Source organism: Roseburia sp. OF03-24, assembly GCF_003463035.1.
GTDB lineage: Bacteria > Bacillota > Clostridia > Lachnospirales > Lachnospiraceae > Roseburia > Roseburia rectibacter.
In genome coordinates, this window is the sequence record NZ_QSCK01000050.1 from 1 (window position 1) to 12573 (window position 12573).

The 12573-nt window shown below is 41.0% G+C and carries 19 protein-coding genes and 2 other RNA genes; 1 reads left to right on the forward strand and 20 read right to left on the reverse strand.

All coding sequences use genetic code 11. The features are described 5' to 3' along the window. The 14 genes from DXA60_RS17545 to DXA60_RS18945 form a co-directional block, all read right to left on the reverse strand. Positions 1 to 386, reverse strand: a 386-nt coding sequence (locus DXA60_RS17545; RefSeq protein WP_243006946.1) for a YdcP family protein, incomplete at its 3' end; no start/stop codon positions are given. Between the two features lie 104 nt (positions 387 to 490). After that, positions 491 to 835, reverse strand: a complete 345-nt coding sequence (locus tag DXA60_RS17550; RefSeq protein ID WP_117922575.1) for a YdcP family protein — start codon at positions 833 to 835, stop codon at positions 491 to 493. Positions 836 to 918: 83 nt separating this feature from the next. After that, positions 919 to 1332, reverse strand: a complete 414-nt coding sequence (locus tag DXA60_RS17555) for a DUF961 family protein (RefSeq protein WP_243006947.1) — start codon at positions 1330 to 1332, stop codon at positions 919 to 921. A 147-nt stretch (positions 1333 to 1479) separates the two neighbouring features. Next, the gene (locus DXA60_RS17560) at positions 1480 to 2142 is read right to left on the reverse strand and encodes a hypothetical protein (RefSeq protein WP_117922577.1); all 663 of its coding nucleotides are present in this window, start codon (positions 2140 to 2142) and stop codon (positions 1480 to 1482) included. Positions 2143 to 3046: 904 nt separating this feature from the next. Next, on the reverse strand, positions 3047 to 3238 hold the full coding sequence (locus DXA60_RS17565; protein ID WP_015521883.1) for a hypothetical protein: 192 nt from the start codon (positions 3236 to 3238) through the stop codon (positions 3047 to 3049). A 176-nt stretch (positions 3239 to 3414) separates the two neighbouring features. After that, complete coding sequence (locus tag DXA60_RS17570) at positions 3415 to 3636, reverse strand: hypothetical protein (protein ID WP_015561492.1); 222 nt, start codon at positions 3634 to 3636, stop codon at positions 3415 to 3417. A 16-nt stretch (positions 3637 to 3652) separates the two neighbouring features. Further along, positions 3653 to 3877 (reverse strand): hypothetical protein, encoded by a 225-nt coding sequence (locus DXA60_RS17575; RefSeq protein ID WP_015561491.1) that lies wholly within the window; start codon positions 3875 to 3877, stop codon positions 3653 to 3655. An 18-nt stretch (positions 3878 to 3895) separates the two neighbouring features. Continuing rightward, positions 3896 to 3964, reverse strand: an RNA gene (locus DXA60_RS17580) — hammerhead ribozyme type II. Next, a complete protein-coding gene (locus DXA60_RS17585; protein WP_015561490.1) occupies positions 3963 to 4250 on the reverse strand; it encodes a hypothetical protein in 288 nt (95 codons plus the stop codon). Before DXA60_RS17585 ends, DXA60_RS17580 begins: the two co-directional genes overlap by 2 nt. Positions 4251 to 4262: 12 nt before the next feature. Beyond that, positions 4263 to 4433, reverse strand: coding sequence for a hypothetical protein (locus tag DXA60_RS18735; RefSeq protein WP_158570895.1), 171 nt, complete (start codon positions 4431 to 4433; stop codon positions 4263 to 4265). Between the two features lie 84 nt (positions 4434 to 4517). Then, a complete protein-coding gene (locus DXA60_RS18740; RefSeq protein ID WP_157610553.1) occupies positions 4518 to 4676 on the reverse strand; it encodes a hypothetical protein in 159 nt (52 codons plus the stop codon). A 25-nt stretch (positions 4677 to 4701) separates the two neighbouring features. Continuing rightward, positions 4702 to 4771: hammerhead ribozyme type II (locus tag DXA60_RS17595), an RNA gene on the reverse strand. Next, positions 4771 to 4953 (reverse strand): hypothetical protein, encoded by a 183-nt coding sequence (locus tag DXA60_RS17600; protein ID WP_117922579.1) that lies wholly within the window; start codon positions 4951 to 4953, stop codon positions 4771 to 4773. The genes DXA60_RS17595 and DXA60_RS17600 overlap by 1 nt, the downstream gene beginning before the upstream one ends. Before the next feature lie 4 nt (positions 4954 to 4957). Then, positions 4958 to 5113 (reverse strand): hypothetical protein, encoded by a 156-nt coding sequence (locus tag DXA60_RS18945; RefSeq protein WP_199536249.1) that lies wholly within the window; start codon positions 5111 to 5113, stop codon positions 4958 to 4960. A gap of 195 nt (positions 5114 to 5308) precedes the next feature. Between DXA60_RS18945 and DXA60_RS17605 the strand changes: the two genes are divergently transcribed. After that, the gene (locus DXA60_RS17605) at positions 5309 to 5539 is read left to right on the forward strand and encodes a helix-turn-helix domain-containing protein (protein ID WP_117922580.1); all 231 of its coding nucleotides are present in this window, start codon (positions 5309 to 5311) and stop codon (positions 5537 to 5539) included. Positions 5540 to 5586: 47 nt separating this feature from the next. On the opposite strand, the gene DXA60_RS17610 is transcribed toward DXA60_RS17605, so the two are convergent. From DXA60_RS17610 to DXA60_RS17635, 6 genes are all read right to left on the reverse strand, one after another. Then, the gene (locus DXA60_RS17610) at positions 5587 to 6033 is read right to left on the reverse strand and encodes a hypothetical protein (protein WP_117922581.1); all 447 of its coding nucleotides are present in this window, start codon (positions 6031 to 6033) and stop codon (positions 5587 to 5589) included. Next, complete coding sequence (locus tag DXA60_RS17615) at positions 6030 to 6227, reverse strand: hypothetical protein (RefSeq protein ID WP_117922582.1); 198 nt, start codon at positions 6225 to 6227, stop codon at positions 6030 to 6032. Before DXA60_RS17615 ends, DXA60_RS17610 begins: the two co-directional genes overlap by 4 nt. 72 nt (positions 6228 to 6299) lie before the next feature. Beyond that, on the reverse strand, positions 6300 to 10007 hold the full coding sequence (locus DXA60_RS17620) for an InlB B-repeat-containing protein (RefSeq protein WP_117922583.1): 3708 nt from the start codon (positions 10005 to 10007) through the stop codon (positions 6300 to 6302). A gap of 163 nt (positions 10008 to 10170) precedes the next feature. Then, positions 10171 to 11751, reverse strand: a complete 1581-nt coding sequence (locus tag DXA60_RS17625; protein ID WP_243006948.1) for an Ig-like domain-containing protein — start codon at positions 11749 to 11751, stop codon at positions 10171 to 10173. Between the two features lie 20 nt (positions 11752 to 11771). Continuing rightward, positions 11772 to 11984, reverse strand: a complete 213-nt coding sequence (locus DXA60_RS17630; RefSeq protein ID WP_117922585.1) for a hypothetical protein — start codon at positions 11982 to 11984, stop codon at positions 11772 to 11774. Then, positions 11968 to 12573, reverse strand: a 606-nt coding sequence (locus DXA60_RS17635) for a hypothetical protein (RefSeq protein WP_243006949.1), incomplete at its 5' end; no start/stop codon positions are given. The genes DXA60_RS17630 and DXA60_RS17635, both read right to left, overlap by 17 nt.

A 12573-nucleotide genomic window follows, 5' to 3' on the forward strand; every position in this document is an offset into this window, starting at 1 on the left:
GCTGTTTTCGGCGCATCTGCTCCGGCAGCTTTTGTCTGATCAGCAGGTTTTCCTGCAGCATCTGCCAATACGATATCGTCCGCATTGATGTACCAGTCTGCCGTTGCCCTTCCACCAAACGTTGCATCCGCTCTTGCGCTTACTACCGGATTTACAAGCGTTACCGCCGCATTGTATGGGAAGTCTTTTTCTCCGGCTTCCGGTGGAATGCTGACTGTGATCGTGTGCCCCTGGCGCTGACATTTCAGGTCATATGTACGTTTTGTAACCTCATCGGTCACATTCCCTTCTTCGTCCTGTGCGTAGTTCTCTCTGCGCAATGCCGCAAACTTTAATTCTCCTAATGTTTTCTCTGTATCAATAAATAATCCTTCTGAAAATCTCATTGTCTTTCCTCCATCTTTCTAATCTTTTTTATTTTCTATTCTTTTCTTTTTGAATTGTTTTCTTTTGTTTCATTTGCTATGCTGCATATGCTTCTTTTACCGGATTACTGCTTTACCCCTGTATCTGCCAGCTCATCCACGGAAATGATATCATCCGCATAAATTTTATAATTCACATAACCCCTGTTATTGATCGCGTATCCTTCAATTTCCACACGGGGATTAATAAGCGCCACCGGTTCCTCGTACTCAAAATGCTTTACCCCTGCCTTTCCAGGAATGGTAACCTCAACGTTATCCGCGCGCTGTACATCGGAATAGAGGCTGTAAGTTCTTGATGTAACCGCACGCCTGCCGTTTGCACGTGTCTGGTTTTCTTTGCCTGCTCCAGCAAAAGTAATGTTTCCTAACGATTTTCCCGCATCAATAAATACGTTTTTTAATTCCATGATATTTTCCTCTCTTTCTGCTTACACTTTTCACATATTGTTTTGTCTGTTTTTCTGATCTGTCTTCCTCATTTACCTTTTCTTTATTCGTCCCGCTTTATAATGCGGTATCCGTGTTTTGCCAGGTATTCTTCTACCAGCTCATCCACACTGCCATTATCCAGTTCGTCTTCCAGGCAGATATCTGATTCCCGGTAGATACCGTCCGCCATTAAAAGCAGGCTGTTCATTCCGTCGCTCCGGGTTTCATGACTTCTTGCAATAATGCTTGGATTTTCCAAAACGACCGCTTCGCCAAACTCAAACGGCTGGGATCCGTTCGCGCCGATCACCAGGGCTTCCACGACTTCCCCGCGGAGCACGTCAGCAAAGAACGTGTAGAAATTTCCTTTGACATCTTCTCCATAGATGTTCCATGTGACCGCTTCGCCTTCGCCGGCATAGTGCAACGCTCCGAATGTCTTTGACATGTTCGGGATAACAACTCTCACACCCATATATACATTCCTCCCTTCTGTGTTTTTTTTCTTTCTTCCACCCACCAAAACAGCCGGTATAATCAAACTGTTTTTGGTTGCTGCCTTATCTTGAAACAAGGCTCCCACCACATAACCTTTTTTTTCTTTTTTCCGACATTATCACAGTTAAAACGGGTTCAAATCATCTAACGCTGGTTCCATTTCTGCCCTGCAGACAGCTGCCGCCGCAATGACCGGATCCGCATCTGCATAACGCCGCATTCCTGGAAAATCATTTTTCTCAATCGCTTCCTGCAGCTTTCCTACTCTTCCGGTCACTTCGTCCGGTCGTATGCGCATGCACGCCGTCTGGATCCGCCCGAGAAAACTTGCATGATCTGCTACAAACTGATAATCCGGATTTTCTAAAATCTGTTTTAATGCTGCTTTTGCATTTTTCTTTATGTTCTCCCTGCCACGCATATAATTTACATCCATCTCCGGCGGCAGATCAGCAAACTCTGGCGGAATGAAAAAGCCGTGTGCAATCATTTCTTCCTGCTGGTATTCAATCCGCCTGCGCTTATAATTAAGTTCCTGCCCGTCCGTCCACTTCGGCCCGTGCGCACCTTTTAAAAAGACGATGCACCAGTCTGCCACCGCCGCAAGGAGCTGTCCATAAAACTTGATCAGCTCCCACTCCCGTTCGATTCCTTCTGCGTAATCAGTTAAAAGAAGCTGTCCTTCATTTAACCAGCTTTCACGCTCTGCCGGCGACATCTGCATTCTCCCTTTATTCTTCCAGTCTTCCACATCATAAGCAGTAACCCTGTTTTCTGTCTGCGCCATCTTCTCCACCTCCTTAAAAGATTCTTTTTTCGTTTCGTTTTTTCAAAATTCAAAATACCTGTAACTCCCCGCAATACCGTATGCAGGCAGGTTATTTTTTGTATTTTTGCGGATAGTTTACATCATGTTGACTTTTGGGGTCTCAGTCAACAAGGTGTAAACTAAAGTTTTTACCGGAGTTTTTGCCGTATTTCCGGCATTTGTGCCCTCTGGATTAAGAGTCGCCTATCGCATTTATACCCCCGTGTTACAATCCGGGGGTTAAGCCGGGCGCTGACGCGCCCGGCAGAAGCCCTGAAGGGCTTAGCGCCGCCCCGGTGGGGCGCCCCGCTTCGCTGCTTACACTCCGTCCGCGCGCCGCGGGACACCCCTCCGGCACAGCGCTAAACCCTTCAGGACAGCGGCCGCTCTCCCCGTCTTGTAACACCGTAGGAACAGCGTGGATTTTATGGATAAACAGCTATTCCATCATTGATAACCGCGTGGATAATGCATGGAAAAATCATGGAAAAGGAAAAACGTCTTTTCCACCATTTTCCCACACATTCCCCACCCAGTTATCAACGATTCCATAAACAGCAGCTTACCCACAAACTCCACCCTGCGGCTAAGGTCTGCTGGTATCCTTTTATTTTGTTTTTTTGATAAACAAAGAGAAAGGAGCTTTTCCCTGTGGCGAAGACGCTAAACATCAAAGCGCCTCCGCTATGTGAATTTGTAAACAAGGCAGGGACAGGATCACGACAGTTTCTGCCAGACAGCCCGGACACTGCGATGTTTTACCGCCTGGTAGGTTATATCGCTAGCAGTCAATAATATTTCAACCTGCATACAGTATACTTTCGCCATCTTATCCCCTCCTACGCTAATCTTCTATATAACCGATGATTTCATATCTTTGATCCTAATTGCCATAATACAAATTACCTTCTCGGTCCTGAAACTCATTCCAGAACAATGGAAAACCTAAAGGTGTTTTTTCATTGTCAAATTGCACCGCATAACCAGTAGCATTGCACAGCTCTTCCCCATTCCCCGTTTCAAACGTCCGACTAAACGGTATCTCTTTTAATTTTATTCTTCCTGTTTCTTTCATTTTCTCTTCTCTCCCTCTTATTCGATCATCCTTTTCTTCACTGCGGCTAAGGTCTGCTGGTATCCTCTTATTTTGTTTTTTTGATCAACAAACAAAAAGGATCTTTTCTTTGTGGCGAAGACGCCAGACATCCAAGCGCCTCCGCTGTGTGAATTTGTAAACAAGGCAGGGACAAATCACGACAGTTTCTGCCAAACAGCCCTAACGCTGCGATACTTTACCGCCTGGTAAGTTATATCGCTTAATAAACACTGTAACAGTTTCTCCAGTGTCCACCAGTTCCGGGTTGCTCCGCGTTTTTTATATCTCTGATTTTGTTCCTTCACATAATGATCAAGTAACGCTTTTTCATCAGCAGTCAATAATATTTCAACCTGCACGCTGCATATTTTCGCCATCTTATCCCCTCCTGCGCTAATCTTCTATATAACCGATGATTTCATAATCATCTTCATCCAGCTGTCTATATACCGGTCGGTAACTTTTTCCATTTCCCAAAATATACTTTTCTCCATTCCATTCTCTTTCGATCAGGATCTCTCCATTTTCCAAAAATACATTTAACGGATCTTCCAATCCATATGTACTGACCTGTGGAAATTTCTCTTTAAATTCTGTAAGTGTTAATCCTTTTAACATCTTCCTGCCTCCATTCTTTTTGATCTGCCATCATCAGAGCCGGGCGATCATCCCGCGGCTGACGCTCCAAGGTGGAGCGTTTCGGCTAATCTGCTAAAATCTGTCTTGCAGTATTAAAAACATAAAGTCTGTTATGTGAATGATGTTTAAAATCTCCATTACCAGCGATTAAACGCCCGATCTTTTCATATTTCAGACTTAAAACTATCAGATATTTTTCTAACAGTTCATCCGGGCATTTTAAACATTCTATAGCGTTTTGGATTTCGCTTTTCTTACTATTCCAGGCAATACCGTCAATATGCACCTGTTTTTCTTCTTCGAGCTCTTGAAATTCTTTCATAAGTTCAGTTTTTTTCATAAAATCAACCATCCTTTCATTTTCCTATAGATACAGTTCCATAAGTCCCACATTTTTATTTTCAACTAAGACAACGCCTGGGCGGACAACGGAAACATAGTGTTTTACAACGTTCTCGATTCGCTCGTTGCTGTAATACGGTGCCAACTTTTGGCGTGTGTATTCTTTCGCTTCTTCAAGTGCCATCATCTTCATATAATCAACCATCCTTTCGTTTTATGCCCTGTCTCATCGGTGCAGGTGGGGCAGTTCCCGCAGACCGCCACGCGGCGGTTTCGACTAAATATTTTTGGCTATCTCTTCTAGCAATTCCGTTTTGGTTTTCAAGTCTTTTGTATTTTTTAACAATTCTTTTATTTGCTCCGGAAGATTTAACAATCTTGCATGACCGATTTTATCAATCGCAACTTGGTATCTTTTTTCTAATGCTGTCATCATATTTCATCATAACCTTTCTATATGTGTTGGTCTGCCATCGTCAGAGCCGCGGCGACCGGTCCGCAGCTGACGCTCCAGATCGGAGCGTTTCGGCTTAATATTTTATATACACGCGGTTCTCATCTTCATAAACGATAGAGCCGCCAACATATATGACTGTTTTCTCTGCCATCCCCGGAAAATCGCCCGGCATCGTTATCTCAACGTCGTTCCCGGTAGTTTCAATTTTTAACGCCCTTCCTAAAAATGTTCCGTCTGGTGTAAATACTTTTTTCATGTTTCTATGCCTCCCTCTCAACTTCCAGCTTATCGATATTTCCCTCTTTCATGTCCTCAACAATCGCTTTCAACTCATCCAGGATATCCCCTTCCTTTGGTGTCTCGAATGTGTAATTTTCGTTGTATTCTTTTCCTTCAATCTTGATTCTATAGATCATGTTCTCGTCCTCCTGTGATTTGTTTTCCTGTTCTTTATGATATTATAATACATGATTTTTCATGTAATTTCAATTCGCATTATGCACGATTTTTCATGTAATATTTTCTGCATTTTTGTGTATATTTACATGTTTTTTTCATGTATTGACTTTGAACGATTTTTCATGTATCTTATAAATAAGGAGGATACTGATATGTTCAAATACAAAATAGATGTACTACAAACTTTAAAAGAAACCGGTTACAATACAAATAAATTACGCAAAGAAAAACTTTTAAACGAAAGTGCTATTCAATACTTACGTGAAAATAAAATAATAGGCATAAAGCCGCTAGAATGCATCTGCGCTCTTTTAGACTGTCAACCCGGCGATATCCTAGAATATATTCCAGATGAACTAACTAATGCCGATACTCCAAAATAATTCTTTTCAACAAAAAAAAGGAAGATGCTCTTTTGTCATCTTCCTTTTTACATTGTTTCTGATCTGTCAAAATTTTTTATCCTAGGACGAATATATTTTTTATCTGCACCATTTATTTTATAAACAACCTTTCTTTCGCAACGTGCACCATATATTTTTAGCGGCATATTCTCCACATCACACGCAAAGACACATTTTACATTTTTATCAATATACATAGGTATATGCGACAATTCGTGCTTAATGCCCCATTTATCAACCGCACATATTAATTGTATACTAATTTCTGATGAGCTGCAAAATTCCATAAAAACCAGCTGATTTTTCTTTTCTCCTATCATCTGATCTGCTTTATAATCTTTACCATTTTCCAAACTTAACACTTTTACTACTGGCAATACATCCAGCAAATGGTATCTTTCTATCATCTCCTGACCAATATAACAGCCGAACAAAGAGCTTATAATTATTGCTATCATTCTTAACACTATCATTCTATGATCCTCCGATATTTTGCAGGCTTAGAATATTGAATCTTAGGACGTTTAAGAATAATAAGCCTTGCATTTTTCTGCATAACATCACATTTTCTCCCTGTTTCATCTATCCAAGCCTGTGTTATAATTAATACACCCACACCAGATTTTATTGCCTTATTCATTCTCTTTTTTGCCTGTCTTTTATTCAATTTATTTCCTCCCAAACCAATTAACAGGGAAGATGTTTTATCTCTCCATCTTCCCTTGTTGCGACGTCGCAATTATTCTACTTTATTCGGTGCCATAAAACGGTTATAAAATTCTGTCAATGTTCCAGGCTCCTTACTGTTTCCGATCCCGTGATCTTGGACATATTGTTTCATTTCAAGAATCGTTTCATGCGGGATTAAAAACTCATCTTCTGGCGTGTCATTTTTCAAATTATCAAATGCCCTCTGCAGTGCGGCGTGATATTCCGGATTCGTCATCCAGATAGAATTTTCTTCTAATCCACCATGTTCATGATCTAATTTAAAATATTTTTCACTGATAAATCTGGTTTTTCCCTCTGGCTTTTCTACAACAGGCGTTGTGTCAACTACATACACCATGATCTGTTTCACATAAGTATTTCCTGTATGGTCAACTACAGTCAGATTCTCGGATGTTGCAAAATCATGCTGCAGGTTTGTAAACTCACTTTCCTGATAGTCCGGGATCGTAAAGGATGTGAAAACTTCCGGATCACTTGGAGCCGGGTTTGTTCCCGGCAAAATCGGGCTTCCATCCTCACGGTCGGTAGCTGTTGCATGGCTTAAAATCTCTTCTTCCGTGATAAATCCGCTCTGTGCCTGTTCTAAAGTGTAATACAGATCCTGCGCCTGAATCCACGGACAATCATCCCATACAGCATAAAGTGTGATCTCTCCACCATCTTCTGCTACAAGGTTCTGAACGATATCTCCGGCTTTCCACTTCGGGATAAAGGTATCTTTGCCATCTTCCAAAGCCCATCCCATAAAAATGGATGCATATACCTTTTTCTTTGGCTCCTCGGCTTTCTTATCTTCTTCAATTTTATCCAGCTCTTCGTCATTTGCATCGTCAGAATCATCTTCTGTTTCCGTAGCTTCTGCTTCGTCCATGTCATCTGGTGTGTCTGTTTCTACTATATCCGCGTCATTACCATCTTTTCCGGTATCCTCGTCCTCGATATCTGAATTTTCATCATCTTTGGTTTCAGTATCTTCAATTTCAGTTTCTTCCTCTTCATATCCTGCCATCATTGCTTTTGGAATTGCCCCGGCAATCACATCCTCTGTCACGTTTTGTCCATCCAGTGTATATTTCACATAGGCTGCTGTTCCGTCTGCATTCCATACATCCGGCAGTGTCACATCGGTATCATACGTGGTTTCGATATCATCGATATGTCCGGCTCCGCCGTTTGGATCAAAATGGATTGTATATCTATTTGCTTCTGCATTGGCTGTCATCGTGACGTTTCCGGCTGGCATTGTAAATACAAACTTCTTAGCATCCACGGTCTGCTCCCCACCGGATCCGCCTTTATAATTTCCTTTCCAGTTTAACCAGTGATAGCCTTCTTTTACTGCCGCATCGATGGTAACGCTCTGTCCATAGCGGTACGATCCGCCTCCGGTCGTCTTTTCAATGCCGGTTCCGGCATTTAATGTTACATTATATAGATGTCTTTCATAATAATAATCAATGACCATCTTTCCATCTGCAGTTACCGCTTTCGTCTGTGTTTTCGGACTGTCAAATCCTGTATATGTCTTTACTGCAGGCGTTACTTTGCTTCCGATCTGTGCTTTCTTTGTCTCTGTCTCGGCAAGCTCGTAATTTTTATCATCATGTGTGGAAGCAATGCCCGTTGTTTTCTGTTTCCAGTGACGAACGGTATAAACAGCTTCATCTAACACTCCGGTAAGAGTTAAGGTCATGTTATAAGCAGGCATGCTTCTCTCATAGGCATAGGTTTTATCATTCACATAATCAGATGTGACCTTACAGTTTGTCGAAACACCAGTCTTTTCATTGAGATCCGTCCACATGCTGAACACGCAGCCGGTATTAAAGGTCGGTGTGGAAACAATGTTTGCATTACACGGCAATTCATACGATGTCATGTAATAATCACCAGATACCGTGCTGCTACTGTTTACTGTGCCACCGGCACCAGTGATCGCCGTCCCATTATTAAATACCTGTGTTACAGCTTTATTGACCGTGGTTTTGTCGATCTTGACAGTGAGTACATAAATTGGAATTCCTGTCGATTCTTCCGATAATATGTCATCAATGGTAGTACCTGTTGCAACATTTTGCGATCTTAGATCTCCGGACAGCCTAGATCCATTCTTAAACTCTTCCACTCCGGAATTTTTCTCATATGTACAGTCGATACTGTAACTGATATAACTGCCTCTGCTTGGGTTTTTAAATTTACTTTTTTCATACCTTGTTCCCCAGTCGCCCTGTTTATCAACGGAAAACGTTACGGTATGCTCTTTTGCATTCCAAGCACCTGTAATTGTAGTTGTTTTATCAGCCTCCTTATTATAAACCGTGAGCTTTGGTTTTGTATTCGTCGGAGTTAATGCTTCGTCTAATGTAACAACCAGTTTTCCATTGTAATATCCCGTCTTAGACTGCAGCGTCTTATTGGTAATCTTCTGTGAAACGGTAGCTGTTGTCGGGCTCTTTACTGTCGTAACCTGAGCTCCTTCTGCAAAATTATCCGAAATATCTACCGCAATACCCGTTACAAACATGGTAACCCATTTCGTATAATCCCCAGTATTGGTCTGCAGCGTGTATTTATCATTTGCATAGGCAGGCTGTGTACTCTCTTTGGGAATTGTAAAATCAATCAAATCTCCCCTTGTCGTCGTTACTTTATCGTACAGTGACTCTCCATTAATCGATAAATATGGACTCACTTCCTTTGACAGTCCGAAAATCCGTTTGTTTTTATTAAACTTTTCAGTTTCTTCCTGTGCATACAGATTCAGTTTGGTCAGATTAACTGCCGTGTTCCCACTATACACAAAAATCGTCAGATATTGTCCAGTTAACGGCTCTTTATCATTTGCCTTATATGCCTTTGACTTTATATTCGTAAGCATTCCGGTCTTGATGTCTTTCTCCACCCATTCTCCATCGTGTTTTGAAACATCATCAATATTAAAATCCGCAGACATTCTAAGACGTACTGCTCTCATCGGAACCGTTATATCACAGTTTTCCACAACGATCAGCTGCCATCCTCCGGCGCCCTCACCGCCACCGATATGTTCATAATACGGAATGTTAAATACCGAATACGTTCCGTAGACTTTGTCACTTTTATTAATGATGTCTGTTACATCTGCATACATATTAACAAAAGTGTACTGTTTATTTACTCCATTTTCCTTTTTTTGATCTATATAATCGATCGACCGGTTATCATAAGTTGCATACTGTGCCTTTATCAGTTTTGCCGATCCATCCGGCAGTACAAAGGCGATTTCTGATTTTGCCAAAGCAGCTGCATCTGTCGTCGATCTGTCTACACTTGTTCTTGCCTGCCATACCAAATATGCAGCCCGTACTGTTCCATCCCCACCTGACGATTTTGTCAGCTTTGCAGATCTGTTGTTTTTGATCTTCTTTCCAATCACGGAGTTGTCTGCTTTTTTCAATACCGTTTCTGCAGCTTTATATTGGTCTTTTTCACTGTCATAGGTGTTATAGTTTGTAACAATATCGTTAGACCATGTATCATAGTTCGTATTTCCGGTATAGTTGATATTCAACCGTCCATACAGCGGTTGTCCTGCCCCCGCCTGTGAATCCGTCATATAGACTTCTCCTGCTTCTTCTACCGTGATCGCTTTCACACTCTGTGGGATCATGGTGACCAGAAACATTACTGCACAGAGCAGTAAAAATCTGCTTAATTGTGTTATCCTGTTTCTCATAAATCTCCTTTCGACTTTTTTGTCATGTGTAGTTTATATTTTCATTTTGAAAATACCGTAATAATAAAAAATGAACTGCAAGGTAATCAGATGCCAAGCAGTTCACTTTTCTGTGGCAGCCTATAATAGACTGCCATCTACTTTATTAAATTTTCCTTGCTGTTTAAAGTTTTGTTACCCAGCCATCCTTTTCAAAAGCTTCATCAATACCTTTTCCTGTCCTAAACCCTGTACTATATTCAGCAAAAGATGTCGGCTTATCACTAACAGTTACTTTCCAGGAATAGCTCCAGCGCCCATCTACCGTTTTTATGGTTATAATTGAACTTCCCTTTCCTCTTACTTCCAAATCGTCATCAGCATTAATTTTTAAAACATTCTCGTTACTACTTGTTACCGTAAATCCTATATCATCTGAATTTGCTGTGGCTACGTTCTTGGTAGCCGAAAACATCTCTCTATTAAGAGGTACCCACTGTTTTTCAACTGTTCCATCATCATTTTTCTTCACATAGTACTTGATATTATCATACATATCAAATCCAACTGCCAGCACCATGTCGTTTTTCTTAACCGTTACCTTGTATTTCGCCTGGACTTTCTTATTGGCTTTTGACGTAACTGTAATCGTTGCAGTTCCCACCTTTTTCGGTGTCACAAAACCGGTGGAAGAAACGGATGCCACGCTTGTATTGCTGGACTTATAGGAAACAGCACTGCTCTTTACTCCGGTAATGCTCTTTACCCGGATCTGCGCCTGCCCGTACTTTTCTTTCTGTGCTAAGATCTGCTCTCCAATAAAATGCTGTCTTATGTTTGCCACATTCTCATAATATTCAAGAGTCTCTGCATCTCCACAATGATCATAAATCTTATGGAAAGATTTTTCCGGATATAAAGTTACGCTGTTTTCCGCAAGTACGATCTTACCTTTTCCTTTTTCGGAATAGTCCGTATCAATCATATCCGCCGTTTTTACGGTTACCTTAAACACAGCTTTTACTTTCTTGTTGATTAGGGAAGTTACAGTGATCGTTGCCTTTCCTGCTTTCTTGCCGGTTACTTTTCCTTTGGATGATACCGTTGCAACTTTTTTGTCACTGGAAGAAAAGGCAATGTTCTTATTGCTGATCCCTTTAAAGGATTTTACTTTGATAGTGGTTGTCTTTCCAACAACGATGGATGCTTTTTTCTCTTTTAAAGTGATCTTTGCTTTCTGCTTTCCCTTGCTTACAGTCAGACTCAATGTTCCTTTTACCTTGGAATCATAGATGGATGTCACAGTGATTTTACATTTTCCTTTTTTCTTTACAGTCACAACACCCTTTGCATTTACTGTTGCAATGCTGGTGTTCGAGGATTTGTATTTCAGTTCACCGGATTTGATACCGTCTTTACTGTTTTTTGATCCTACTACCACTCCATTTTTAAACATGGCAACCGGAACAATCGTGAACTTCTCTCCTGCATAAACAGTTTTCTTTTTCATGCAGTGATAATGATTGTATGTTCCATTGTTTTTGGAAACATTACAGCAGCCTTCATTTGCTTTATGCCATTTGGCATCATCCGATGTTGCAAACACGATTTGATTTTTGGGCTTATCTTTGCCATAGTAATCCAGATATGCTGCCTGTTTTGCCGATACCTCTTCCGGCTGCGGTACTACAACGCTGCTGATACACACGATAAGTGCAAGCATGAGCACGACTGCTTTTTTCCATCCTTTTTCTTTTCTCTTCATAACTGCCTCCTGTTTATTTCTTAACATTGTTTCATGTTGTTTTCTTTGTTATTCTTATACTTATAGTATACACCTTTTTCTCTTAAATTCCAAGGCAGTGAACAATAAAAATTGCCACTGCCGTAAATAAAAATACTTCCACAAATATAAATGTTCCCATCCCAATAATCAGAATATTTAACATCCTGTTTTTTCTTATCTTTTTCATCTTTTTCCTTAATTCCAGACTGCATAATAAGCTGCATCCTGCGTCATCGTCATATTCTGATCCAGAGCATTTCCCTCTGCATCTGCCCATCCTGTAAATGTTTTTCCTTCTGCCACCGGATCTTTAGGAACCGGAACCATATCATCTGCATAAACTGTATAGCACTTATAACATTCTGTATCTGTGTTCGTCAGATAATAACTTACCTGGTACGTTTCCAAAACTTCTTCCTGAAGTTTATTTACAACCGCTGTACTGTCATATGACACGGTTCCCGGTTTTCCATTCGGGTGTTTAAATTCCTCTGCCACGCTTACGGATAACAACTGCTTCTCTTTATCCGCTGCATTTACTTTTAACCGGATATTCGAATCAGAATCAATCGCATATGCAAGTGTTTCTAAAAAATCAGCTTCCAACTGGTTCTTATCTGCAACATCATATTTCTTTGCCAGTAGATTTTCCGCTGTCTCTTCTGCAGCAGACGGTAAAGTGCTTTTTAATTCCATGCTCCGGTTCATTCTTCCCGATACCGCCATAATCGTTAAAAAGATCACTCCGGCAATGCAGGTTGTGACAATCGCCCTGATGATTAATTTCATTTGTGCCCCTTT